At 70.6% G+C, this 24,024-nt stretch carries 19 protein-coding genes; 4 read left to right on the plus strand and 15 right to left on the minus strand.

The genetic code is table 11. The features are described 5' to 3' along the window. Both H7694_RS14015 and H7694_RS14020 read left to right on the plus strand, forming a co-directional pair. Complete coding sequence (locus H7694_RS14015) at positions 1-324, plus strand: 2Fe-2S iron-sulfur cluster-binding protein (RefSeq protein WP_227468141.1); 324 nt, start codon at positions 1-3, stop codon at positions 322-324. Continuing rightward, positions 321-1,568 carry an NAD(P)/FAD-dependent oxidoreductase gene (locus H7694_RS14020; RefSeq protein ID WP_193597071.1) on the plus strand — a complete coding sequence of 416 codons (1,248 nt, stop codon included), beginning with the start codon at positions 321-323 and terminating at the stop codon, positions 1,566-1,568. The genes H7694_RS14015 and H7694_RS14020 overlap by 4 nt, the downstream gene beginning before the upstream one ends. Before the next feature lie 79 nt (positions 1,569-1,647). Here H7694_RS14020 and H7694_RS14025 read toward each other — a convergent pair whose 3' ends face one another. The 6 genes from H7694_RS14025 to H7694_RS14050 all read right to left on the minus strand — a co-directional run bounded on the left by H7694_RS14025 (position 1,648) and on the right by H7694_RS14050 (position 9,103). Further along, positions 1,648-2,364: an SDR family NAD(P)-dependent oxidoreductase gene (locus tag H7694_RS14025; protein WP_193597072.1), complete on the minus strand. Its 717-nt coding sequence runs from the start codon at positions 2,362-2,364 to the stop codon at positions 1,648-1,650. Between the two features lie 211 nt (positions 2,365-2,575). Continuing rightward, positions 2,576-3,991 carry a Re/Si-specific NAD(P)(+) transhydrogenase subunit beta gene (gene pntB, locus H7694_RS14030; protein WP_193597073.1) on the minus strand — a complete coding sequence of 472 codons (1,416 nt, stop codon included), beginning with the start codon at positions 3,989-3,991 and terminating at the stop codon, positions 2,576-2,578. Continuing rightward, positions 3,988-5,529 (minus strand): Re/Si-specific NAD(P)(+) transhydrogenase subunit alpha, encoded by a 1,542-nt coding sequence (locus H7694_RS14035; protein ID WP_193597074.1) that lies wholly within the window; start codon positions 5,527-5,529, stop codon positions 3,988-3,990. Before H7694_RS14035 ends, pntB begins: the two co-directional genes overlap by 4 nt. A gap of 135 nt (positions 5,530-5,664) precedes the next feature. After that, positions 5,665-7,338 (minus strand): cytochrome b/b6 domain-containing protein, encoded by a 1,674-nt coding sequence (locus tag H7694_RS14040; protein WP_193597075.1) that lies wholly within the window; start codon positions 7,336-7,338, stop codon positions 5,665-5,667. Between the two features lie 2 nt (positions 7,339-7,340). Continuing rightward, positions 7,341-8,324, minus strand: coding sequence for an electron transfer flavoprotein subunit alpha/FixB family protein (locus H7694_RS14045; RefSeq protein WP_193597076.1), 984 nt, complete (start codon positions 8,322-8,324; stop codon positions 7,341-7,343). Between the two features lie 2 nt (positions 8,325-8,326). Then, positions 8,327-9,103 carry an electron transfer flavoprotein subunit beta/FixA family protein gene (locus H7694_RS14050; RefSeq protein ID WP_193597077.1) on the minus strand — a complete coding sequence of 259 codons (777 nt, stop codon included), beginning with the start codon at positions 9,101-9,103 and terminating at the stop codon, positions 8,327-8,329. 245 nt (positions 9,104-9,348) lie between these two features. Here H7694_RS14050 and H7694_RS14055 point away from each other — a divergent pair, with 245 nt between their 5' ends. Continuing rightward, on the plus strand, positions 9,349-9,885 hold the full coding sequence (locus H7694_RS14055) for a MarR family winged helix-turn-helix transcriptional regulator (RefSeq protein WP_193597078.1): 537 nt from the start codon (positions 9,349-9,351) through the stop codon (positions 9,883-9,885). A gap of 28 nt (positions 9,886-9,913) precedes the next feature. Here the strand turns inward: H7694_RS14055 and surE are convergent, their stop codons facing one another. Continuing rightward, on the minus strand, positions 9,914-10,654 hold the full coding sequence (gene surE, locus H7694_RS14060) for a 5'/3'-nucleotidase SurE (RefSeq protein ID WP_193597079.1): 741 nt from the start codon (positions 10,652-10,654) through the stop codon (positions 9,914-9,916). Further along, positions 10,651-11,640, minus strand: a complete 990-nt coding sequence (locus H7694_RS14065; protein ID WP_193597080.1) for a 1-phosphofructokinase family hexose kinase — start codon at positions 11,638-11,640, stop codon at positions 10,651-10,653. Before H7694_RS14065 ends, surE begins: the two co-directional genes overlap by 4 nt. A gap of 108 nt (positions 11,641-11,748) precedes the next feature. On the opposite strand from H7694_RS14065, the gene H7694_RS14070 reads away from it, so the two are divergent. Next, positions 11,749-12,192 (plus strand): YdeI/OmpD-associated family protein, encoded by a 444-nt coding sequence (locus H7694_RS14070; protein WP_193597081.1) that lies wholly within the window; start codon positions 11,749-11,751, stop codon positions 12,190-12,192. 17 nt (positions 12,193-12,209) lie between these two features. On the opposite strand, the gene H7694_RS14075 is transcribed toward H7694_RS14070, so the two are convergent. The 7 genes from H7694_RS14075 to pulA form a co-directional block, all read right to left on the minus strand. Beyond that, positions 12,210-12,650, minus strand: coding sequence for a putative immunity protein (locus tag H7694_RS14075; RefSeq protein WP_227468142.1), 441 nt, complete (start codon positions 12,648-12,650; stop codon positions 12,210-12,212). 5 nt (positions 12,651-12,655) lie between these two features. Then, positions 12,656-13,432, minus strand: a complete 777-nt coding sequence (locus H7694_RS14080; RefSeq protein ID WP_193597083.1) for an enoyl-CoA hydratase-related protein — start codon at positions 13,430-13,432, stop codon at positions 12,656-12,658. A 175-nt stretch (positions 13,433-13,607) separates the two neighbouring features. After that, a complete protein-coding gene (gene mmsB, locus H7694_RS14085; RefSeq protein WP_193597084.1) occupies positions 13,608-14,492 on the minus strand; it encodes a 3-hydroxyisobutyrate dehydrogenase in 885 nt (294 codons plus the stop codon). Continuing rightward, positions 14,489-15,682, minus strand: coding sequence for an acyl-CoA dehydrogenase family protein (locus H7694_RS14090; RefSeq protein ID WP_193597085.1), 1,194 nt, complete (start codon positions 15,680-15,682; stop codon positions 14,489-14,491). The genes mmsB and H7694_RS14090 overlap by 4 nt, the downstream gene beginning before the upstream one ends. Then, positions 15,679-17,220 carry a CoA-acylating methylmalonate-semialdehyde dehydrogenase gene (locus H7694_RS14095; RefSeq protein ID WP_193597086.1) on the minus strand — a complete coding sequence of 514 codons (1,542 nt, stop codon included), beginning with the start codon at positions 17,218-17,220 and terminating at the stop codon, positions 15,679-15,681. Before H7694_RS14095 ends, H7694_RS14090 begins: the two co-directional genes overlap by 4 nt. Before the next feature lie 96 nt (positions 17,221-17,316). Beyond that, positions 17,317-17,760, minus strand: coding sequence for a hypothetical protein (locus H7694_RS14100; protein WP_193597087.1), 444 nt, complete (start codon positions 17,758-17,760; stop codon positions 17,317-17,319). A 137-nt stretch (positions 17,761-17,897) separates the two neighbouring features. Beyond that, a complete protein-coding gene (gene pulA / locus H7694_RS14105) occupies positions 17,898-23,666 on the minus strand; it encodes a pullulanase-type alpha-1,6-glucosidase (protein WP_193597088.1) in 5,769 nt (1,922 codons plus the stop codon). Between the last annotated feature and the right edge of the window lie 358 nt (positions 23,667-24,024).

Genomic DNA, 24,024 nt, shown 5'->3' on the forward strand with positions numbered 1-24,024 from the left:
GTGGCAGAGATCAATTTCTGGGACGCCGAGACGGATGACCTCATCCTCACCGCGGACATCAGACGCAACGACTCGGTGATGGAGGTGGCGGTCCGCGCGGGCGTCGAGGGCATCATCGCCGAGTGCGGCGGCTCGATGTCGTGCGGGACGTGCCACGTGTACGCGGCACCGGAAGAGAGCGCGCTGTTCGAGGAGAAGGACTCCTCCGAGGACGAGATGCTCGCCGAGATCGAGAACTGCGCGGCGAACAGCCGGCTGTCGTGCCAGATGATCCTCGTGCAGGCCGAGGGCACCGCGAACGTGCGCGTGCCGGCGGCGCCGTGACGGGCGCCGAGGGCGCCGCCGGCGCCGTGACGCGGGCGGGCGCCGAGGGCGCCCTGTCGACCGGCACGCTCATCGTGGGAGCCGGGCAGGCCGGATCCCAGCTGGCGCTGAGCCTGCGCCAGGGCGGCTACGAGAGCCCGGTGCTGCTCGTCGGCGACGAACCGCACCTGCCGTACCAGCGCCCTCCCCTGTCGAAGGCATACCTCGCCGGAGACGTCGAGCCCGACCGCCTACTGCTGCGCGGCGAGTCGGCCTATCAGCGCATCGACGTGCAGGTGCTCACCGGCGACCCGGTCGTCACCGTCGATCCGGATGCCGGAGTCGCGCGCACCGCCGCCGGACGGACGATCGTCTTCGATCATCTGGCGCTGACGCTCGGTGGACGGCCGCGCGAACTGTCCGTCCCTGGGATGGTCACCGACACGGGCTTCCGGGTGCAGGGCATCCACTACCTGCGCTCGCTCGACGACGCGCGCGGACTCCGTGAACGTCTCGCCGACGCGCGCCGTGTGGTTGTGATCGGCGGCGGCTTCATCGGTCTGGAGTTCGCCGCCGGGGCCCGCAAGGCCGGCGCGGAGGTCACGGTGGTGGAAGCAGCCGGGCGGCTGATGGGCCGGGCAGTTCCTGAGGAGGTCTCCGAGTTCTACCTCGGCGCGCACGAGCGCCGAGGCACCCGCGTGCTGCTGGGCACGGGGTTGAGCGGTATCCGATCCTCAGACGGGAAGGTGACCGGCGTCGAACTCGCGGACGGCGGGATGCTCGACGCCGACCTCGTGCTGGTCGGGGTCGGGCTGGTTCCGGAGACCGACCTGGCCATGGAGGCGGGCCTCGCCTGCGAAGGCGGGATCATCGTCGACGAGCGCTCGGCGACCAGCCATCCTCGGGTGGTCGCCGCCGGCGACTGCACCGTCGTGCACCGCACCGACGGACCGCCGGTGCGTCACGAGTCGGTGAACAATGCCGTCGAGCAGGCGAAGGCGGCCGCGGCGACGATCCTCGGCGAGCCGGCGCCCGAGCGCGTCGAGCCCTGGTTCTGGTCCGATCAATACGACCTCAAGCTGCAGATGGTCGGCCGGCCGGGCCCGGGCGACGAGCTGCAGATCGAAGGGGATCTCGCCGAGGAGAGCTTCGTGCTCGTGCACCGTGTCGGCGACCGGGTGACAGCCGTGCTCACGGTGAACAGTCCGCGTCGGTTCATGGCGGCCCGGCGCGACCTGCAGTCTTTCGCCGCGACTCTCGCCTGACAGACAGAAGGGGGCGGATGCCGTCGGCATCCGCCCCCTTCTGTCTGTCCGTGTTACTTACCGACGTTATTGGACGGCGTTACTTGCCGACGACGGTCCAGCCGCCGTCGACCGGCAGGCACTGGCCGGTGACGAAGGTGGAGTCGCACAGCAGCATGCAGATGGACGACGCCATCTCCTCGGGGGCGGCGAGCCGGCCCAGCGGCATCCGCTGCTCGACGGCCGCCACGTCGTATCCGGAGTCGATGAGATCCTCGACCATCGCGGTGCGGGTGTGGCCGGGAGCCACGGCGTTCACGCGGACGCCCAGCGGCGCCCACTCGATCGCGAGGTTCTCGGTCAGCTGGCGTACGGCGGCCTTGGCGGGTCCGTAGTCGGCCTGGTTCACCCAGCCGCGGTATGCGGTGGTCGACGAGATCAGCACGACGGATGCGGGCCTGCCGGCCAGGCGCCTGGTGACCTCGCACGCGACGGTGAAGGCGCCGACGACGTGCACGTCGTACAGCCGGCGCAGGGCGTCCGGGCTCATCTCGAGAGCGGGCACGTAGGCCCCGCGGATGCCGTGGCTGACGACGAGCTCGGTGACGACGCCGGCATCCTGCTCGGCCTGGGCGACTGCAGCGGCGACCTCATCGACGTCGGTCAGGTCGACGCGGACGTACCCGACCTCCGGATCGGCCGGGGGCTGCAGGTCGAACACGGTGACCCTGCGGCCCCGGTGAAGGAGCTCGGCGACGACGGCCGCTCCGATTCCGCTCGATCCCCCGGTCACGATCGCGTGCACTGGCTCCGACATCCGGCCTCCTCGCCTGACTCGCCGCCCGCGTTCGCAGGCTTCCCGTCCTTCCACCCTACCCACTTCCCCAAGCAAACGCTAGGTTTGCTCCGCTCTGATCGCCGAAACCCCTCATGGGTGCCGAAACCCCTCGTGATTCGCGTGATTCACGAGGGGTCTCGACACTGGTGAGGGGTTTCGGCGCAGCGGCGGCGCGGAGAAGCGGGCGGGGTCAGAGGGCCTTGATGATGTCCTCCACGCGCTCCTTCGCGTCACCGAACAGCATCTGCGCGTTCTCGCGGAAGAACAGCGGATTCTGCACACCGGCGTAGCCGGCTGCCATCGACCGCTTGAAGACGATCACGTTCTCGGCCTCCCACACCCGCAGCACCGGCATGCCCGCGATGGGGCTGCCCGGGTCCTCGGCAGCGGCCGGATTGACCGTGTCGTTGGCGCCGATCACGAGCACGACGCTGGTCGCCGCCAGCTCGTCGTTGATCTCCTCCATGCTGAGCACGATGTCGTACGGCACCTTGGCCTCGGCCAGCAGCACGTTCATGTGGCCGGGCAGCCGTCCCGCGACGGGGTGGATGCCGAAGCGCACGTCCACACCCTTGTCGCGCAGCTTCTGCACGAGGTCGGCGACCGGGTACTGCGCTTGGGCGACGGCCATGCCGTATCCGGGGGTGATGACGACCGTCTCGGCACGCGCGAGCATGTCGGCGGCGCCGTCGGCGGTGACCTCCCGGTACTCACCGAGCTCCTCGTCTCCCGAACTCGAGGCGACGATGCCGAAGCCGCCGGCGATCACCGAGATGAACGAGCGGTTCATCGCCTTGCACATGATGTACGACAGGTAGGCACCCGAGGATCCCACCAGCGCGCCGGTGACGATGAGCAGATCGTTGTTGAGCAGGAAGCCCGCCGCGGCGGCAGCCCATCCGGAGTAGCTGTTGAGCATCGAGACGACCACGGGCATGTCGCCGCCGCCGATGGAGGCGACGAGGTGCCAGCCGAGGGCGAACGAGAGCACGGTGACCGCGATCAGCAGCCAGAGCTGCTGGTCGATGACGAACCAGACCGTGAGCGCGAGGAAGGCGACCAGCGCCAGCACGTTCAGCGCGTTCTTGCCCGGCAGCACCAGGGGGCGTGACGACATCTTCGCCGACAGCTTCAGGTACGCCACGATCGACCCGGTGAAGGTGACACCGCCGATGAAGACACCGATGAATACCTCGGCGTTGTGGATGCCGACCAGCTCGGCCGGGATCGGCGCGTGCGCGAGGTGGCCGTTCCAGCCGACCAGCACGGCGGCGAGTCCGACGAAGCTGTGCAGCAGGGCGATCAGCTCGGGCATCTCGGTCATCTGCACGACCTTCGCCCGCCAGAGCCCGATCGCCGCTCCGACGAGCACGCCGACGCCGAGCAGGGTGAGGCCGAGCGCCGCGCCGCTGCCGCCCTGCGCCTGCCAGGGCAGGGCGTCGGCGACCGTGAGGGCGAGGGTGGCGCCGAGGGCGATGGCCATGCCGGCGATGCCGTAGATCACGCCCGCGCGGGCGGATTCGTGGCGGCTGAGACCGGCCAGGCTCAGGATGAACAGCAGGGCGGCGACGATGTACGCGGCCCCGGCGAGTGCGTCGACGCTCACTTGCTGCCCCCCTTCGTGAACATGCTGAGCATTCGGCGGGTGACGGCGAAGCCACCGAAGATGTTGATGCTGGCGACGAGCACCGCGACGGCGGCGATGATCTGCACCACCGGGTTCGCGTCGGTGATCTGCAGCATCGCGCCGACGATGATCACACCGCTGATGGCGTTGGTGACCGACATCAGCGGGGTGTGCAGCGCGTGGTGCACCTTGCCGATGACGTAGAACCCGATGACGACGCTGAGCACGAGCACGGTGAAGTGCTGCGGCAGCGGGTCGGGCGCGATCGCGTTGATGCCGAACAGCGCGGCGATGCCGATGACGATCAGGGCGACCCTGCGTCCGGCGGACATCTTCTTCGGCTCGGGCAGGGCGGCGGGCTCGGCCACCGGAGCGGATGCCGCGGGCGCGGCCGCGACCTGCACGGGCGGCGGCGGCCAGGTGACCGCACCGTCGCGGACGACGGTGACCGAGCGCTGGACGACGTCGTCGAAGTCGAGCGCGAGCACGCCGTCCTTGTTCGGAGTGAGCAGCGCGACGAGGTTCGCGACATTCGTGCCGTACAGCTGCGAGGCCTGGGTCGCCAGGCGCGAGGCGAGATCGGTGTAGCCGAGGATGATCACACCGTTGCCGGTGACGACGCGCTCCCCCGCGACCGAGCCTTCGACGTTGCCGCCCTGCGCCGCCGCCATGTCGACGATCACGCTGCCCGGCTTCATGAGGGCGACATCGGACGCCGTGATCAGGCGGGGCGCCGCGCGCCCCGGGATCAGCGCCGTGGTGATGATGATGTCGACGTCGGCGGCCTGCTCGGTGTAGATCTCGGCGGCGCGGCGGTCGTAGTCGGCACTGGTGGCCTTGGCGTAGCCGTCGGTGGACTTCTCCACCTCGACGTCGACGGCGAGGTAGGTGCCGCCGATGGACGAGACCTGGTCGGCGACCTCGGGCCGGGGGTCCGTGGCGCGCACGATCGCCCCGAGGCTGGATGCCGCACCGATCGCGGCGAGGCCCGCGACGCCCGCACCGGCGACGAGCACCTTGGCGGGCGGCACCTTGCCGGCCGCGGTGACCTGGCCGGTGAAGAACCGGCCGAACTCGTGGGCGGCCTCGACGACCGCACGGTACCCGGCGATGTTCGCCATCGAGCTGAGCACGTCCATCGACTGGGCACGCGAGATGCGGGGCACGGCGTCGAGCGCCAGGGCGGTGATGCCGCGCTGGGCGAGCTTCTCGACCAGGTCCGGGCGCAGCGCCGGCGAGAGCAGGGCGATGATCGTCGCTCCGTCTGCGAGCCGGCCGATCTCGGCATCCGTGGGTGCGTTGATCTTCAGCACCACCGGGCTCGCCCAGGCATCCGCGGCGGCGACGATCTGCGCGCCCGCGTCACGGTACTCGTCGTCGGGGTACGACGAGCGCGCTCCGGCGCCTTGTTCGACGGCCACCTCGTAGCCGAGCTTGAGCAGGGTCTGCACGGTGTCCGGCGTCGCGGCGACCCGCGCCTCGTCCGGCCCTTCCCGCACGATTCCGATCTGCGTCATCGCGATCCTTCCATCGACATTCATCTCAACGTCTGCTGCGCTCACACTACTGACGGGCCATGAAGGAACAGCGCGATATCAGGGTTCGTGACTATTAAACTTCCCGGGTTCTTTACGAAACGGAAAATCGCCCGCTCAGCGGCCCGACACCTGGCCGAACAGCTTCGCGATCGGCGCGATGATCAGCGGGCGCGCGGCGAACCAGGCTCCGGCGATCACGGCGATGGCGAGCACGAACACCCAGAATCCGGTCCAGACATCCGCGTACGCGATGCCGTCGACCGAACCCTGCGCCGCGAACATGTGGTTCAGGTTGCGCAGCATCCCCGTGAGCATGACCAGCGCGACGTGCACGATGATGAACGCGACGAAGTACAGCATCACCGGGAAGTGCAGCGCACGCGCCCAGTCGAGCGGGTAGGCCTTCGACAGCTTCTCGGCCTTCTTCGGCCACATCCCCGACATGCGGAAGCCGGTGACAGCAGCGAGCGGGGCCGCGATGAACACGGTCGTGAAGTAGGCCAGCTGCTGCAGGCTGTTGTAGTTCACCCAGCCGTTCTCGGTCGGCCAGTCGAACGAGACGTACTGCAGCGCGGCCGACAGCGCGTTCGGGAACACCTCCCAGCTGGTGGGCACGATGCGCACCCAGTGGCCGGTGACGATGATCAGCACGACGAAGATCACGCCGTTGACGAGCCAGAGCACGTCGAGCGCCTGGTGGAACCAGATGGTCAGGCTGGTCTTACCCTTGGGGTTGCGCCGCGGCGTCCAGAACACCGTCGGACGCTTCTCGGTGCGCACGCGCAGGCCCGAGCGGATGATCAGCACCATCAGGAACATGTTGAAGAAGTGCTGCCACCCGACCCACGGCGCGAAGCCGGGCTCGACCTCGATCGCCGGGTGGTACTCGCCGGGGAAGGCCGCCAGGAAGTCCTGCATGAACGACAGGCTCAGGAACGCCCGCACGAGGAACACCCCGGCGACGGCCAGCAGGCCGAGGCCCGCGAGAGCGAGGAGACCGGCGATGGCCTGCGGCCAGGCCGGACGCAGCTTCGAGGGCTCACGCTCCGGCGTCGTGGCGTGGCGCGGCGCCCGGCCCGCCCACACGGTACGCGTGAACGGCAGCGGTGCGGAGACGTCGGTCCCGGTGGATGCCACGACCCCGGCGGTCTGCGCAGCGGCCGGCACGGCCTGCTGCTGCGCGGTCTCGGCGGGTGCGACCTCGGCGGGTGCGACCTCTGCGGGCGCGGTCGGCACGGTCACACGGGCAGCACCGGCGGGCGGCCACGGCTCGCCTCCGGCGACGCGCGGCAGTCCGCGGCGCAGGGCCGCACCGTCCGCCGTCTCGGTGGCGGGGGCGACGGATGCGGCAGCCGCGGTGGGCTGCGCGGTCCGGGTCTGCACGGCAGCGGATGCCGGAGCCTGAGCAGCCTGCTGCGTGGGAGCAGCGGCCGGTGCAACGGCATCCGCCACTGCGGCGGGAGCGGCCGTCGTCGCGGGAGGCCACGGCTCGCCGCCGGCGACCCGCGGCAGTCCGCGACGCAGCGCGGCGGGCGCCCCGGCAACCGGCGCGGCCGGAGCCGCGGTGGGCTCAGCGGATGCAACGGGCGTCGCGGATGCAGCAGGCGACGTCGTCTCGGCGGCCACCGCAACGTCAGCGGGCGCAGCATCGGCCGCGTCAGCAGGCACGGCTGCCGCAACGGCATCCGCCTCCACCTCGATCGCCGGGGGCCAGGGCTCGCCGCCCTTCACCCGCGGCAGGCCGCGGCGCAGCGTCGTGGGTCCCTGTCCAGGTCGAAGGGCGGCCATGACTACTTCTTCCGCGCTTCGAGCGCCTCGATCAGCTGCGGCACGATGGTGAACACGTCTCCTACGATGCCGAAGTCGGCGACGTCGAAGATGGGTGCCTCGCCGTCTTTATTGATCGCGATGATCGTCTTCGCGGTCTGCATGCCCGCGCGGTGCTGGATGGCGCCCGAGATTCCGAGCGCGATGTACAGCTGCGGCGACACCGAGACCCCGGTCTGGCCGACCTGGTGGGCGTAGGGGATGTAGCCGGCGTCCACGGCGGCGCGCGAGGCGCCCACTGCCGCCCCGAGCACATCGGCGAGCTGCTCGACGAGCACGAACTGCTCCTTCGAGCCGAGCCCGCGCCCGCCCGACACGACCCGCGCGGCACCGCGCAGCTCGGGGCGTGACGAGGTCTTCTCGACCGCGGCGATCTCGCCCGCGGTCGCGGCGACGGCACCGGATGCCGTGACCTCGAGCTGCTCGACGGCGGGCGTCGCCGCCTCGGCGCGTGCGTCGACCGCACCCTGGCGGATCGTGATGACCGGGGCGCCGAAGGTGGGCGCCGAGTCGGTCAGGTACGAGCCGCCGTAGACCGAGTGGTGCGCGACCACGCCCTCGTCGTCGCGCGAGACGCCGATGGCGTCCACCGACAGCGCGAGCTTCTCGCGCACCGCGAAGCGGCCGGCGACATCGCGCCCGGCGATGGAGTTCGAGATGAGCACGGCATCCGGCTGCACCTGGCGGTACGCGGCCTGCAGCGCGTCGACGGCGGGGACCGTCAGGGCGCCCGCGTCGCCGGCTGCCGTGAGCACGACCTGGGCTCCGGCCGCGGCCGCGGCATCCGTCGCGTCCTGGCCGCCGCCGACGATCAGCGCGACCGGGGCGCCGATGGTCGAGGCGGCGCCGATGAGGGCGGCGGTGCTGCTGGCTGCGGCGCCGTTCGGGTCGACGTCGACGAGGACGAGGATCGGCTTCTCGGGGTATCCCCCATTGACACCAGCCATGGTCACACCAGCCTGTTCTGCGCGAGGAACTCGACGAGCTGGGCGACGGCGTCGCCCTCGTCGGTGATCTTGACACCGGCCGCGCGCGGCGGCTTCTCCGACACGGTCGTCATGATCGTGTGGGGGGCGTCGGCCGGGTCAGCCGAGACGCCGAGGTCGGCGAGCGAGAGCACCTCGAGGGGCTTCTTCTTCGCCGCCATGATGCCCTTGAAGTTGGGGAAGCGCGCGTCGGGCAGCGCCTCGGTGATCGAGATGACCGCCGGGTAGGCCGCCGACACCGGCTGCGTGCCGGCGTCGCCGGTGCGGGTGCCGCTGACCTGGTCGGCGCCGATCTCGACGGCGCTGAGCGCGGTGGCCTGCGCGAAGCCCAGGTGCTCGGCGAGCATCGCGGGGATCACGCCGCCCGAGCCGTCGGTGGAGAGGTTGCCGGTGATGACCAGATCCGCCTCGCCGCGGCGGATCGCCGCCGCGAGCACCTCGGCGGTGAGGCTGAGGTCGGCGCCGCGCAGCGCGTCGTCGACGATGTGCACGGCGGATCCCGCGCCGATCGCGAGAGCGCGGCGGACGGATGCCGTGGCCGACTCGGGCGACATCGACAGCGCGACGACCTCGGTGCCCGGGTTCTTGTCGGCGTAGGACAGCGCGACCTCCAGGGCGCGCTCGGTGATCTCGTCGAGCACCACCTCACCGGCACCGCGATCGGCCAGACCGGTCTCCAGATCGAGTTTGCGGTCGCCGTAGGTGTCGGGAACTTCCTTCACCAGCACGTAGATCTTCATCGAGCCTCCTCACGCCGATCTCGATTCTAACCATGCCCACCACCCATACCAAACGCTTGCTTGGGGAAGATTGAACGAACCGCACAACCGGTCCGCGCTTGCGTCGGATCGGGCCGTCGGATGCCTACAGCGGGCTGTTCACAAGCCGTCACGAAAGGCTGCTCGTGAGCCGTCATCCGGGCCCGCCCGAGAGGCTCGACCGCTGGTCGCGAGCCCTCGCGCGGACGAGCCGATAACGTGGATCCATGGCACGCCCTCGTCCCCTGTCGATCGATCCGCTCGCCGAAGCCAAGCGGCAGTGGCTCGCCCACGGCTGGACGGATGCCGCAGACGGCATGGCCGTCGTCACTTCCGTGATGCGCGCCCAGCAGCTGCTGCTGGCCCGGGTCGAGGCCACGCTGAAGCCGTTCGGCGTGACCTTCGCCCGCTACGAGGTGCTGCGCCTGCTGGCGTTCAGCCGCTCGGGCACTCTGCCGCTGTCGAGCGTTGTGGCCCGCCTGCAAGTGCACGCCACCAGCGTCACGAGCACGGCCGAGCGCCTGGTGCGCGACGGCTTCGTGCTGCGCGAGCCGCACCCGCACGACGGACGCGCCGCCCTGCTCACGCTCACCGAATCGGGGCGCGACCTGGTCGAGCGGGCCACGCTCGCGCTGAACACCGATGTGTTCCGCAGCCCGGGGCTGGACTCCGAGGACGCGAGCGCCCTGGTGGGCATCGTCGCGCGGCTGCGCAAGAACGCCGGCGACTTCACCGACCCGCGCCCGGTTCCCGACCCGCTCTGATCCGGCCGGCCGCGCGCGGCACCGCCGTTCAGACGATGTCGAGCCGCACGTGCGAGACCGGATCCAGCCCGCTGACCGTCACCCAGCCCTCGGCGAGGAAGGCGGCGTCCGTGCCGGGCTCGGGGGCGTTGGGCAGATCTTCGACGGCGAGGCGGATGTCATGCTCGTCCTGCTGGGTGAGCGTGGTCTGCACGATACCGAACGGCGCCAGTTCCGCCTCGACCACCCCGCGGTGCTCGCCGCTGTTGGGCACGTTGACGTTGATGACGGTACCGCGCGGATGCCGCAGCAGGCCGGGCACGAGATCTGCGGCCGCCTCGGCGGCGGCATCCCAGCGGAATTCCGAGGGGTGCAGTCCGACATCCAGCGACACCGCCACACCCCAGGCGCCGTTCAGGCCGCCGGTGAGTGCCGCGCCCACTGTGCCGGAGTGCAGGATCGCCCGCCCGACATTGGCACCGTGGTTGACGCCGGATGCCACCACGTCGGTCGGGTCGCCGAAGGCGCCGCGCGCGGCGATCAGGGCGATCAGGCCGGGTCCGCCGTGCACGGCGAAGGTGGGCACCGACTCCAGCCCCTCGAGGGTGCGACGCTCGACGGCGATGCGGCCGCCGTCATCCTCGGCCATGATCGAGGCGCTCGAACCGGACGACTGCGTGACCGGGGCGGCGATCACGACCTCCATGCCGCGCTCCAGCAGCGTCACCGCCAGGGCGTGCAGCCCGGGCGACTCGATGCCGTCGTCGTTGGTGACCAGCACGCGGGTCATGCTTCCCCCTCCGTGTCGGCCAGGGCGGCGAGTCCGTCGGGGCTGACCCCCTCGCTCGCACCGGAATCCTCCTTCACGGGGCGGATGCGCACCCTCTCGCGCAGCTCGGCGATCGCCTCGGCCTCGCCGGTGCCCAGTCCGTGCCGGGTGACGTTGAGAGCGCCGGCGGCAGCGCCCAGGGTGATGGCGGTCCGTGCACTGTCGCCGCGGACGAGCCCCGCGACGACGCCCGCGGTGAGCGAGTCGCCGGCGCCGCGGCTGTCGGCCACCTCGAGCTTGGGAGGGGTCACCTCGAGCAGCCCCTCCTCGTCGAGCAGCAGCAGCGGCTCCTCGGCACGCGTCACGATCACGGTGCGGGCGCCGCGGTGGTGGAATGCGGCCATCGCGCGGGCCACCGAGCGCGGCGAGTCATCGGTCAGACCGTGGTGGCGCAGCTCTTCGTCGCTGATCTTGAGGACGTCCACACCGCCTTCGAGTGCGGCATCCAGTCGCTCGCCGGCAAGGTCGACGACGACCGTGCACCCCGCTTCACGCAGGTCGGCGGCCAGACGCCGATACGTGTCCGCCGGCAGCGACTCGTCGTCGGCCGGCCCGCTGAGGATGACGATGCCCGACCGCATCCCCTCCCGGATCACCGCGCCGTACAGCTCGTCGAGATCGTGCCGGTCGAGCGGATCGCCGGTCTCCTCCCCCACCGTGACCCGTTCGCCACCCCGGCGGTCCTGCACGTACGCCGACCCACGCCCTCGGCGCTCGACGGCGACGACCTCGACGGCGTCGTCGGCGAGCAGGTGGCGGATCACCTGGCCGGCCTCCCCAGCCAGGGTGCAGCACATCGTCACGGAGATGCCCAGGCGGTGCAGCATCCGCGCCTGCCACACCCCCTGCCCTCCGGCGTGCAGGTGGATCTCGTCGGCATCGTCGGCCGCGCTCTCCAGCGTCACCGTCAGGGTGGGCGAAGGCGCGAAGATCGTCACGTCGCTCATGCCGGCGACGATAGCCGGATGCCGTGGCGCGACGGGAGGGCCTTGCGGCATCCGCGCCGCGACGTTAGACCCATCCCGCCGCTGGGGACCTGTCATAGGATGACCGCCATGAGCGAACTGCGACTGCACACCACTCTTCAGCCGATGGGTCCGGCCGGGGCGATCGTGCTCGACGACGATCAGGTCGCCGCGCTGAGCAGCGCCAAGGCCTTCCCGGTTCTGGTCACCATCGGCGGGCGCACCGCGCAGCTGCGGCTGGCGCGGATGGGCGGGCAGAACCTGATCGGGTTCAGCAAGGCCGTGCGGGCAGAGATGGGCGTCGAGCTCGGTGACGAGTTCGACGCGGTGATCGCACCGGATGCCGCCGAGCGCACCGTCGAGATCCCCGAGGAGCTGGCGACGGCGCTGGAATCGGATGCCGGGGCGAAGGCCGCCTTCGACGCGCTCGCGTACTCGCGCCGCAAGGAGATCGCCCGCTCGATCGCCGAAGCGAAGCAGGACGCCACCCGCGAGCGCCGCCTCGCCAAGGCACTCGCCGACCTCCGCGCCTGACCCACGGCTCGCTCGGCTCAGTCGCCGTCGTAGACGTAGCGGTCGAAGCGCGGGGGCACCTGCATCCGCTGCCAGGCGAGCTCCTCGTCGCGGCGCGACCGGTCGCCGGGGAACGCCTTAGCCGTGTAGCGCGGCACCTGGCGGGCGTGCCCGGCCATGTGCGCGACGGCCGCGGCCTGCCCGCACACACGTGCCGCGGCGAGCGCTGACGGGTCGTCCGCCTCGCGGGCGGCGGCATGGCAGGCGAACGCCTTCTCGCGCACGTCCTCGATGCTCAGCTCGCCGCGCATGAAGGCCTGCGCGGCATCCAGCGCCTCGCGCGGACGCGGATCGTCTGGACGCTCGGCGAGGAAGAGCGGCAGCATCCGCTCGGCGCAGGCGACCGTCCACTCCACGAGCTCGCGACGATCCTCCTCCGACAGGGTCAGATCGGCGTCGTCCGGGAGCACTTCGATCACGCCGCTCATCGGTTCTGGAAGTGAGGGGGGCGCTTCTCACGGAAAGCGGCCATCCCCTCCTTCTGGTCTGCGGTGTCGAACAGCGCCGCGAAGGCCCGCTTCTCGACGGCGAGGCCGTCTTCGAGGCTGGTCTCCATCGCGGCATCCAGGGTCGCCTTCGCCGCGTACAGCGAGGGCAGCGACTTCGAGGCGATGGCCTCGGCCAGCGTCGTGGCCTCGTCGAGCAGGTCGGATGCCGGCACCACACGCGAGACGAGCCCGATGCGCTCGGCCTCGTCGGCCTTGATCAGCCGGCCCGACAGCACCAGCTCGGCAGCCTTGTAGTACCCGACGGCGCGGATCAGCCGCTGCGTCCCGCCCATCCCGGGGATGACGCCGAGGTTGATCTCGGGCTGGCCGAAGACGGCCGTGTCGGCGGCGAGGATGATGTCGCACATCATCGCCAGCTCGCATCCGCCGCCCAGGGCGTAGCCCGACACCGCGGCGATCACGGGGGTGCGCACAGCGGCGAAGCGGGTCCACGCGCCGAAGTGGTCGGTGTCGAGCATCTCGGCGCCGGTCTTCGACTCCATCTCCTTGATGTCGGCGCCGGCGGCGAACGCCTTCTCCGACCCGGTGACCACGATCGCGCCGATTCCCTCGTCGGCGTCGAAGGCGGATGCCGCGGCCGTGATCTCCTCGGAGACCAGGCTGTTCAGTGCATTCAGCGCCTGCGGTCTGTTGAGGGTGATCCAGCCCACCCGTCCTCGCTGTTCGACGAGGATCGTCTCGTATTCGACCATGTTCGCTCCCTCCGCCGCGACGCTGCGGCGCTTCCAGTATCCCAGGTGCTCCGGGCCCACGGCGCCGCCCCCTCGCCCCGCTCCCCTCCGTCTATATGGCGCGAAGTACCGGAATCAGGCCTGGATAGCGGCACTTGGTGACAAATAGACGGGGGGAGAGTGGGGGTGGCGGGGGTCAGGATGCGTCGCGGATGTCGGTGATGATGCCGGAGAAGTCGCGGGTGGCACCGTCGCCGTGGGCGAAGGCTGCGTAGATCTCCTGTGCGAGGCGGCCCATCCTGGCATCCGTGCCCGTCCCCTCGATGGCCTGCAGGGCGAGGCCGAGATCCTTGGCCATCAGGGCGCCGGCGAAGCCGGGCTGGTAGTCGCGGTTGGCGGGGCTGGTGGGCACGGGACCGGGCACCGGGCAGTTGGTGGTGAGCGCCCAGCACTGCCCGGATGCCTGTGAGACGACGTCGTACATGGCCTGGTGCTCCAGGCCCAGCCGCTCGGCGAGCACGAACGCCTCGGCGACCGCGATCTGCGAGATGCCGAGGATCATGTTGTTGCACACCTTCGCCGCCTGGCCGAGGCCGGGTCCGCCGCAGTGCACGATGCGCTTGCCCATGATCTCCAGCAGCGGCCTGGCGGCCTCGAAGTCGTCATCCGACCCGCCGACCATGAACGCCAGCGTGCCCGCCTCGGCGCCGACGACGCCGCCCGAGACGGGGGCGTCGACGTTGCGGTGGCCGGCGTCGATGGCCAGCTGGTGCGCGGTGCGCGCCTCGTCGACGGCGATGGTCGACGACTCGATGAACAGGGTCCCGGGTCTCGCGGCGGCCAGCAGCTCGTCCTGGTAGGCGGCGATCACGTGCCGGCCGGCGGGGAACATGGTGATCACGACCTCGGCATCCGTCACCGCCTCTGCACCGCCGGCGGCGACCGGGATGCCGGCGGCCTTCGCCGCGTCGATCGCGGCCGGCACGAGGTCGTAGCCGTGCACCTCGTGACCGGCCTTGACGAGGTTGACCGCCATGGGCAGGCCCATGTGCCCGAGGCCGAGGAATGCCACGCGGGTCATGATGCGCTCCGCATCGAGATGGATCCGGCAGGGCGCAGCATCTCGCGCCCGACGATGAGTCGCATGATCTCGTTCGTCCCTTCCAGGATCTGGTGCACGCGCAGGTCGCGCACGACCCTCTCGATCCCGTAGTCCTGAAGGTACCCGTAGCCGCCGAGCAGCTGAAGGGCCCTGTTCGCGACGTCGAATCCGGCGTCGGTCGCGAAGCGCTTGGCCATCGCGCAGCGCATGGTGGCATCCGGGGCCTTCTCATCGACCGCCCTGGCACCGTCGCCGACCATCAGGCGCGCGGCCTGCAGGTCGGTGCGCATGTCGGCGATCGTGAAGAGGATCGACTGCTTCTCGGCGAGGGGCTCGCCGAACGCGACCCGTTCGTGCACGTACTTCACGGCCTTCTCGAGCGCCCACTGCGCCCCGCCCAGCGAGCAGGCGGCGATGTTCAGCCGGCCGCCGTTCAGCGCCGACATGGCGATCGCGAACCCGCGGCCCTCGTCGCCGAGCATGGCGGATGCCGGAACCCGGACGCCGTCGAAGATGACCTGGCGGGTGGGCTGGGCGTGCCAGCCCATCTTCTTCTCGGGTGCACCGAAGCTCAGCCCCTGCGCGTCGCCGGGGACGAGGAACGCCGAGATGCCCTTCGCGCCGTCCTCGGTCGATCCGGTGCGCGCCATCACGACGTAGACACCGGCTTCGCCCGCCCCGGAGATGAACTGCTTGACGCCGGTGAGCAGGTAGTCGTCACCGTCGCGGACGGCGCCGGTGGCGATGTTCGCGGCATCCGATCCCGCGCCGGGCTCGGTCAGGCAGTACCCGCCGAACTCTTCCATCGAGGTCAGCCGCGGCAGCCATTCCGCGCGCTGGGTCTCATCGCCGTAGGTGTCGATCATCCAGGCGACCATGTTGTGGATGGAGATGTAGGCGGCGACCGCCGGGTCGCCCTTGGCGAGCTCCTCGAAGATCGCGACGGTGTCACTGCGGCTGAGCCCGGTGCCGCCGAAGTCCTCGCGCACGTAGATGCCGCCGAGGCCCAGCTCGCCCGCCTTGTGCAGCGACTCGCGCGGGAAGATGTGCTTCTCGTCGCGCTCCGCGGCGTGCGGGGCGAGCTCGGTGTCGGCGAAGTCGCGCACGGCCCCGAGGATGGCCTCGCGCTCCTCGGCGCTGACGGCGCCGGTGGTGTCGATCATGGTCATCGGTGTCCCTCCCCCGTCGTGTGCGGCATGACGAAGCTCGCGCCCTCGCGGATGGCCGCCGCCGTTCCGGAGCGGACGTCGGAGGTGAGCCACCGGCTGGTGACGGTCTTGGTCTTCGTGTAGAAGCGGAAGCCGTCGGCACCGTGCTGGTTGAGGTCGCCGAATCCGGATGCCTTCCAGCCGCCGAAGGTGAAGTAGGCGATCGGCACGGGGATCGGCACGTTCACGCCGACCATGCCGACGTTCACGCGCTCGGCGAAGTCGCGCGCGGCGTCGCCGTCGCGGGTGAAGATGCCGACGCCGTTGCCGTAGGGGTTGTCGGATGCCAGTGCCAGCGCCTCTTCGTAGTCGGCGGCGCGCACCACGGAGAGCACCGGGCCGAAGATCTCCTCGCGGTAGATCGCCATGTCGGTGGTGACGTGGTCGAACAGGGTGGGTCCGAGGTAGAAGCCCGACTCGTGTCCGTCGACGACCAGGCCGCGACCGTCGGCGACGAGGGTGGCGCCGTCGTCGACGCCCTGCTGGATGAGTCCCTCGACGCGCGCCTTCGAGGCGGCGCTGACGAGCGGCCCGTAGTCGACACCCTCGCCGTTGCCCGGACCGACCTTCAGATCGCGCAGCCGCTCGTCGAGCTTGGCGACCAGCGCGTCGGCGGTCTGCTCGCCGACCGGCACGGCGACGGAGATGGCCATGCACCGCTCGCCGGCCGAACCGAAGCCCGAGCCGATCAGGGCGTCTGCGGCCTGGTCGAGGTCGGCGTCGGGCAGGATCACCAGGTGGTTCTTCGCGCCGCCGAAGCACTGGGCGCGCTTGCCGTTGGCGGTTGCCGTGGCGTAGATGTACTCGGCGATCGGGGTTGACCCGACGAAGCCGACGGCCTGGATGCGCGGGTCGGTGAGGAGTGTGTCGACCGCCTCCTTGTCGCCGTGCACGACGTTGAGGATGCCGGCGGGCAGGCCCGCCTCGAGGAACAGCTCGGCCAGGCGCACCGGCACGGAGGGGTCGCGCTCGGAGGGCTTGAGCACGAAGGCGTTGCCCGAGGCGATCGCGGGGCCGGCCTTCCACAGCGGGATCATGGCGGGGAAGTTGAACGGGGTGATGCCGGCGACCACGCCCAGCGGCTGACGCATCGAGTACACGTCGATGCCGGTGCCGGCGCTCGCGGCGTACTCGCCCTTGAGCAGGTGCGGGGCACCGATGCAGAACTCGATGACGTCGAGTCCGCGCAGCACGTCGCCCTTGGCGTCTTCGACGGTCTTGCCGTGCTCGCTGGAGAGCAGCCGTGCCAGCTCGTCCATGTTCTGGTGCGCCAGTTCGACGAAGCGCATCATGACGCGCGCCCGCTTCTGCGGGCTGGTGGCGGCCCAGCCCGGCTGCGCCTCCGCCGCGTTGTCGATGACGGCGCGCACCTCGTCGGCGGTGGCGAGCGGCACCCTGGCCTGCACCGCGCCGGTGCTGGGGTCGAAGACATCCGCGACGCGGCCGCCGCTGGTCTCGAGCGGCTTTCCGCCTACGAAATGGGGGATCATACGAGTCATTGTGCTGACACTCCTCTGCGCCTTCTTTGGCACAGTGTTCATGGTAGTCGGCACGCAGACGAATTACTAGGGCCCCCTACTATCCCCGGGAGTCGCTCACAGGTAGTCGTCCGGATGCAGCTGCCGGATGCCCGAGGCGTGCAGCACGAACTGCGCTCGCAGCGGGATGCCGAGGCCGGTCGCGCGCTCTGCCATGGCCTGGGCCCAGGCGCGATCCTGAGGGTTGACGCCGGCGCTGCCGACTCGCTCCCAGACCAGCACGACGCTCGCGTTTCCGGTCGCCTCGAGGATCAGGCCGATGCGCTGCATGAGCAGATGCGCTTCGGTGACCTCGCCGAGGTCGTCGACGCGCGTGAGCGTCAGCGGGTCGCGGGGGTAGTCGTCCATGGGCATGAGCGGTTCGCCGAGCCGGCCTTCGGGGTCGATGAAGAGCAGCCACATCTGCCGCTGGTTCGCCCGCTGCAGCAGCACCTGCAGCAGGTCGCCCAGCTGATCGTCGGTGTGCAGGACCAGGTCTCGGAGGGTTTCGTCGGTGTTCATGCGCCCACTCTGGTCCGCGGCGCCCGCCCGCGTGGGCGAGATCACCGGATTGTGGACAACCCGCCGTCCGATGCGGATTGTGCAGGAAGAAGCGCCCCGCCGCCGGCACGCGCGGCGGCAGGGTGCTCCAGTTCGACTCAGCCCACGACCGGACCGACGCCGAACCCGCCGGTGGCGGCGGCGCGATCGTCTACCAGCACGGCGACCGTGCGGGCGGGCACCGTGACCGTGCCCGTCGCGGCATCCCACGTCGTCGTCTTCACCACGGCATCCGACCCGTTCGCCTGAACCGCGGTGAGCGCGAAGTCGCGGCCCGCGAGACCCGGAAGGGTCTGGGCGACCGCCTCGGGCGAGGCGTTGAACACGACCAGCGCGCCGTCCAGGGCCGGGTCGACGTCGGCGCCCACCAGGTCGTCGATGCGCATCACGATTACGCCGGGGGCGGCATCCGGTCCGCCGTTGGGGAACGTCACCTTCTGCGCGATGAGCTCGGCGGAGCCCAGCCGCAGCAGGCCGACCTCGCCGCGCACCCGCAGCAGATCAAGGGCTGCGGCCTCGGCGGCGGCGATGTCGGCCGCGCCCGGCTTGAGGGCGGGGTTCGACAGCAGCGGCGCCATGATGCCCCACTTGCCCTCGTTGTCGGCGGCCATCGGCAGTCCGGAGCCGAACGTCGACTCCTGCCCGGTCCAGTCGATGCGGTTGAACCAGTCGCCGGAGTTGTAGCTGTTGCGGTCGAGCGACTTCGAGCGCAGCAGCTCGGTGCCGGCGTGCCAGAACGAGGGCGACTGCGAGAGGGTGACCGTCGCCAGCGACAGGGTGTTCATGCGCACCCGGTCGGCCATCGAGGTGTCCACCGGCAGCTTCAGCACCGACAGGTCGTAGAGGGTCTCGTTGTCGTGCGCGTCGACGTAGTTGATCACCTCGTCGGGCTGGTCGGCGTAGCCGGCGCGCGAGCCGCGGTAGTCGATGTCCTTCCCCGCCGTGGTCGCGCCGTCGCTCGTGGTGAACGCGAAGTCGCGCAGGTTGCCCGCGAGCCCCAACTTGACCAGGTCGGTCTCGTGGCCCAGGTCGGCGAGCGCCTGCCCGGTCGAGCCGTTGATCGGGTCGCCGTTCGGGTCGGTGCCCAGGCCCGTTCCGAATCCCTGCCGGAAGGTGGATGACCCGTCGACCGGGCTGCCGCCGTGCACGGCATCCCTCAGCCGGTCGTTGAACGTGCCGATGCCTGTACCGCCCAGCTGCCCCTGCACGGCCTGCTCGAACAGGGCGTTGTTCGCGACCTCGCCGAAGTTCCAGCCCTCGCCGTACAGGTAGACGGCCTTGCCGTCGACGCCGTCGTCCTCGAGCGTGAGGGCGTCGAGCGCCTCGCGCACGGCCAGCATGTTGGCGACAGAGTGGTGGCCCATCAGGTCGAAGCGGAACCCGTCGACGCGGTAGTCGCGCGCCCAGGTGACGACCGAGTCGACCATGAGCTTCTGCGCCACCCGGTGCTCGGTGGCCACGTTCTGGCAGCACGTCGAGGTCTCGACGGCGCCCGCCGCGTTCAGCCGGTGGTAGTAGCCGGGCACGACCCGGTCGAGCACAGACCGCTCGGCCTGACCGGATGCCGCGGTGTGGTTGAACACCTGGTCGAGCACCACCTGCAGGCCCATGCCGTGCAGGGCGCCCACCATGGAGCGGAACTCCGCCACGCGCGCGCCGCCGTCGGGGTCGACCGCGTACGAGCCCTCAGGCGCCGAATAGTGGTACGGGTCGTAGCCCCAGTTGAAGCCGTCCTGATCGGCGACCGCCGCCACGCACGCCTGCTGGGCGTCGTCGGCCGGCCCGTACGAGGCGAGGTCGCAGTCGGGCATCGCCTGAGCCGCGCGGTTCTCCTCGATCGTGGCGATGTCGAACGAGGGCAGCAGATGCACGGTGTTCATGCCGGCATCCGCCAGCTGGCGCAGCTGCGCGGTGCCTGCGCTGTCGCGCGTGAAGGCGAGATAGGTGCCTCGCTGCGCGACGGGGACCGTCTCGTCACTGATCGAGAAGTCGCGGATGTGCAGCTCGTAGATCGCCCGGTCGACGGGCTTCTCGACGATCGGCGCCTTGGCCTTGGACCACGCCTTCGGCTTCCACTGCTTGTCGTCGAGGCTGACGGCGACCGAGCGCTCGGAGTTCACGGTGAGGGCCACGGAGTACGGATCGGTGACGAGGTTCGTCTCGATCTCGCCGGTCGCGGGCGCGTAGACGACGACCTCCCAGAGGTACTCGTCGCCCTTGAGCGCCTTCTTGCCCTTGACCTGCCAGACACCGGATGCCGCGTCGTACGACGCCTCGTGCCGGATCGGGTCGGCCTCGGCCGGCGACCCTGAGCCTGTCGAAGGGTCCCAGGTGAGCAGCGTCGCGCTCTGCGCGGTGGGCGCCCACAGCCGGAACGTCGGGTTCACGCCGCGGAAGGTCACGCCGAGATCGGCGTCGCCGACGGCATCCGCGTACAGGTCGTCGAGCACCCCGGCGATCTGCACCCCGGTGTACGCCGTGAGTGCTCCGGCGGTGTCGCGCTGGGCGACGGCGAGCTGGGTGCGCAGCAGCGCTGCGGCATCCGCATCCGCCACCCGCAGCGCGACGTACCCGGCGAGCGCGGGGAAGCGCTCCTTCTGCTCTGCGGTCAGGCCACCGTCGACCGGCTCGAGCGCGATCGGCTCGGCGCCGGTCACGTCGCCGTCGGTCACGGCGAGCGAGGCGTCGGATGCCGAGTACAGCTGGTATGCGGCACGGTCGGCCGCGCCGAGGCCGGCCGGCCACGCGAGCGTGGTCTCGTCGATCCAGTGCGCGCGGTGCTCGCCGGTGCCCGGCAGCGGCGCGTCATCCGCGGTCACCTCGAGCACGTGCGTGGCGAGGGTGTACCGGAACGCGGTGACCTTGCCCTCGGTGGCGCTGAACCCGATGTTCGCACCGTCGCGGGCGCCGTCGGCGCCGTAGTTCTCGGCCCAGCTCAGCCCGTGCGCGACCTTCACCTCGTAGGCGCCTGTGGGAAGGCCGGCGGTGGAGAACTCGTAAACGCCGTCGCGGTCGCCGTCGGCCATCAGCGTGGCCAGGCAGTCGGGTGCCCAGTCGCCCGCGCACCCGAGCTCGTCCTGCAGAGAGCCGGGCAGGGTCACGATGGGCCCCTCGGCGGTGGACTGCACGATGTTCGTGCGCGGGTCGAAGTAGAACGAGATCGGTCCGCCGCTGTGCGAGATCGCGATGTTCGGGCCGTCGGGCACCCCGTTCGCCCCGTAGTTGATCGCCCAGCTGCCGTTCACGGCCGCCTTGTACTCGTAGTCGCCCGCGGGCAGGTCGAAGGTGCCTGCCCACACGCCGTCGGCGCGCAGCGTCAGCTTCGCCTTCTCGCACGCCGGATCCCAGTCGCCCGCGCAGCCCATCTCGGAGTTCAGGCTGCCGGGAACGGTGACCATGTCGATGGGCGACTCGGGCTCCTCGCTCGGGGCGAGCGAGACGGTGTTGCCGACCGAGGCGTAGGTGGATGCGGCGGCGTGGCCGCCCGCGGCATCCGTCGTGATCGCGCGGTACTCGACGAGCGTGCCCTGCGCGAGCCCGCGGATGTCATGGAAGACGCGCGGCTCGGTGTCCTCGGCGGTGCCGAGCGCGTGCCACTCGTCCGAGCCGACCACGCGCCAGGCGAAGCTGGTCTGCGCCCACTGGTCGGCGATGTCGGCCTGCACCGGCGACTGGCCGGTGATGCCGGCGCCCGCGGCGGGTGCGGCGACGGTCACCGGGGCGGCCTCGGCGGGTGCGGTGACGGCGGCATCCGCCTTCCACACCACGGCCGACAGGGCAGGCACCGTGATCGTGGTCGCGGCGCCCGCGTCGGTGGTGATCGGCTGCGCGTCGCCGTGCAGCGGCTGATAGATCGCGTCGGCGGTCAGCGTGGTGAGGTCGACGGTCTGCGCGCTCGTGGCGTTGTTGACCGCGACGAGGTACTCGACCTTCTCGGTCGCATCCACTCGCGAGAAGGCGTAGACGCCGGGTCCGGATGCCGCGTACCGCTCGATCTGCGCGCCGGTGCTCAGTGCGGGATGGGCGGCGCGCAGCGCGGAGAGCGCGGCGATGTGCTGGTACAGCGCGGCATCCGTGCCGTAGCGGTCGACCGAACCGGCCTGCTCGCCGGTGACCAGCGTCTGGTTCGCGTACTCGTCGACCTGGGTGGCGAACAGCGTCTGGCGGGCGTCCTTGTCGCCGCCGGTGCCGGCGAAGCCCTGCTCGTCGCCGTAGTAGACGACCGGCTGGCCGCGGGTGAGGAGCATCACCTCATGGGCGAGCTCATCGCGCTGCTGCGCGGCATCCGTCTGCCGCAGGAAGTGGCCGACCCGACCCATGTCGTGGTTGCCGAGGAAGGTGGGCAGCGCCGTCGCACTCGAGTCGGGCGTCGTGTAGCGATCGTCTCCGGCGAACAGGTTCTGCAGCCCCTTGGCAGAGTTGCCGGCGGCGTAGCCGACCGCGGCCGACTGGAAGGTGAAATCGAGCACCGAGTTCATGTCGGTGTCGCGCACGTACGGGGCGAGCTTGACCGGGTCGGCGTCGTACACCTCGCCGAACATGAAGAACTCGTCCTTGCCCTGCGCGTGCGCGTAGTCGAGCACCTCGGTGGTCCAGGTCTGCCAGAACTCGAAGTTCACGTGCTTGACGGTGTCGATGCGGAAGCCATCGATGCCGAGGTCGATCCAGTCCTGGTACACCTGCACGAAGCCGTTGACGACCGTGGGATGCTCGGTCATCAGGTCGTCGAGGCCGTCGAAGTCGCCGTAGGTGACCGACTCGCCCGACCAGGTCGAGTTGCCGCGGCTGTGGTACAGCGTGGGGTCGTTGAGCCACTCCGGGGTCTTCGCGGTCTTCTCGGCGTCGGCGACCACCGGGGTGTACGGGAAGCTGGTGGCCGCGTCGAGCGCGGGGAAGCCGCCGGTGCCGGCGTAGTCGGCCGGGTCGAAGGCGGTGCCGTCGGCGTCGCGGTACGGCTCGGTGGCCTGGTCGATGTACGAGTACTGCTTCTCGCTGTAGTCGATGACGTCGGCGGTGTGGTTGGTGATGATGTCGAAGTACACCTTGATGCCGCGCGCGTGGGCGTCGGCGATCAGCGCCTCGAGCTCGGCGTTGGTGCCCAGGTGCGGGTCGATCCGGGTGAAGTCGGTGATCCAGTAGCCGTGGTAGCCGGCGGATGCGTTGTCGCCGGTGCCCTGCACGGGCTTGTTGGCGAAGCTGGGGGTCAGCCAGATCGCCGTGGTGCCGAGACCTTCGATGTAGTCGAGCTTCTGGTGCAGGCCGGCGAGGTCGCCGCCCTGGTAGAAGCCTTTGTTCGTCGGGTCGAAGCCGGTGACGAGCCGGTCGCCCTCCAGTCCGCCGGTGTCGTTCGCGGTGTCGCCGTTGGCGAACCGGTCGGTCATCACGAAGTAGAACTGCTCGTCGGATCCCGCCTGCCGCACGGGAGCGGCGATGAGGGCCTCGTCGTCGGCCGTGTAGCCGCCGCGCAGCTGCGAGACCTCGACACCGACGCGCTTGAGCGTGTCGTCGAAGGTGAAGCGCAGGGTCGCCGGTCCCGCGATCGTGAGCGGGATGTTCTCACCCCCGCCGTCGAGACCGTACGACTCGTCCCAGCCGTCGTCGAGGGCGACCTTGTACTGGTAGCTGCCTGCGGGCACCTCGAACGCGGCCGAGTAGACACCGGTCGCGCCGGTCGGCGCGAGCTCGGTGGCGGCGCAGTCGGGCGCCCAGTCGGCGGCGCAGCCGAGTTCGGACTGCAGGTCGCCCACGAGGGCGACGGTGCGTTCGGCGGCGGCCGCGGGGCCGCTCACGGTTCCGAGGGCGGTGAGGCCGGATGCCGCCAGCAGGGCGGCGGTGAACAGGGCGGTACGTCGTGCGGCGGTCTTCATCGAGCTCCTGAGGGACGGCGGGCGCAGCCTTGCGCCCGGGACTCTGGCTGCGAAGCTAGCAGGGTTCGCGGACCGACTGCAAGCGTTTACAGTCAGATTTCTCGGATTCTCGGGCGTGCTTCGGAAGTGTCGGCGTTGATTCCGCAAGCGTTTCCAGCGCGGCATCCGGGGCTCACCTGTGCGTCGGGCACCGCTTTCTCACCGTTCCGGGGTCGTTCACCATCCGTCCATATCGCGCACGTACAACTGTCTGAGCGTGGCCTGTGGCTCAGACCGGATCGGGTGCCGACCACTCCGCGCAGCGGTGAGCGCCATCAGCTGCTCCCGACGCGGTCTCCGACCGCGAGACCCCCGCCGG

The sequence above is a fragment of the Microbacterium sp. YJN-G genome (genome assembly GCF_015040615.1).
In the GTDB taxonomy this organism is placed as follows: Bacteria; Actinomycetota; Actinomycetes; order Actinomycetales; family Microbacteriaceae; genus Microbacterium.

Coding starts and splice junctions, on each gene's coding strand:
- H7694_RS14025 (WP_193597072.1), bottom strand. CDS start 2,364: ATGTCGGAGCCAGTGCACGCGATCGTGACCGGGGGATCGAGCGGAATC.
- H7694_RS14035 (WP_193597074.1), bottom strand. CDS start 5,529: ATGACGCAGATCGGAATCGTGCGGGAAGGGCCGGACGAGGCGCGGGTC.
- H7694_RS14040 (WP_193597075.1), bottom strand. CDS start 7,338: ATGGCCGCCCTTCGACCTGGACAGGGACCCACGACGCTGCGCCGCGGC.
- H7694_RS14045 (WP_193597076.1), bottom strand. CDS start 8,324: ATGGCTGGTGTCAATGGGGGATACCCCGAGAAGCCGATCCTCGTCCTC.
- H7694_RS14050 (WP_193597077.1), bottom strand. CDS start 9,103: ATGAAGATCTACGTGCTGGTGAAGGAAGTTCCCGACACCTACGGCGAC.
- H7694_RS14055 (WP_193597078.1), top strand. CDS start 9,349: ATGGCACGCCCTCGTCCCCTGTCGATCGATCCGCTCGCCGAAGCCAAG.
- surE (WP_193597079.1), bottom strand. CDS start 10,654: ATGACCCGCGTGCTGGTCACCAACGACGACGGCATCGAGTCGCCCGGG.
- H7694_RS14065 (WP_193597080.1), bottom strand. CDS start 11,640: ATGAGCGACGTGACGATCTTCGCGCCTTCGCCCACCCTGACGGTGACG.
- H7694_RS14070 (WP_193597081.1), top strand. CDS start 11,749: ATGAGCGAACTGCGACTGCACACCACTCTTCAGCCGATGGGTCCGGCC.
- H7694_RS14080 (WP_193597083.1), bottom strand. CDS start 13,432: ATGGTCGAATACGAGACGATCCTCGTCGAACAGCGAGGACGGGTGGGC.
- mmsB (WP_193597084.1), bottom strand. CDS start 14,492: ATGACCCGCGTGGCATTCCTCGGCCTCGGGCACATGGGCCTGCCCATG.
- H7694_RS14090 (WP_193597085.1), bottom strand. CDS start 15,682: ATGACCATGATCGACACCACCGGCGCCGTCAGCGCCGAGGAGCGCGAG.
- H7694_RS14095 (WP_193597086.1), bottom strand. CDS start 17,220: ATGACTCGTATGATCCCCCATTTCGTAGGCGGAAAGCCGCTCGAGACC.
- H7694_RS14100 (WP_193597087.1), bottom strand. CDS start 17,760: ATGAACACCGACGAAACCCTCCGAGACCTGGTCCTGCACACCGACGAT.
- pulA (WP_193597088.1), bottom strand. CDS start 23,666: ATGAAGACCGCCGCACGACGTACCGCCCTGTTCACCGCCGCCCTGCTG.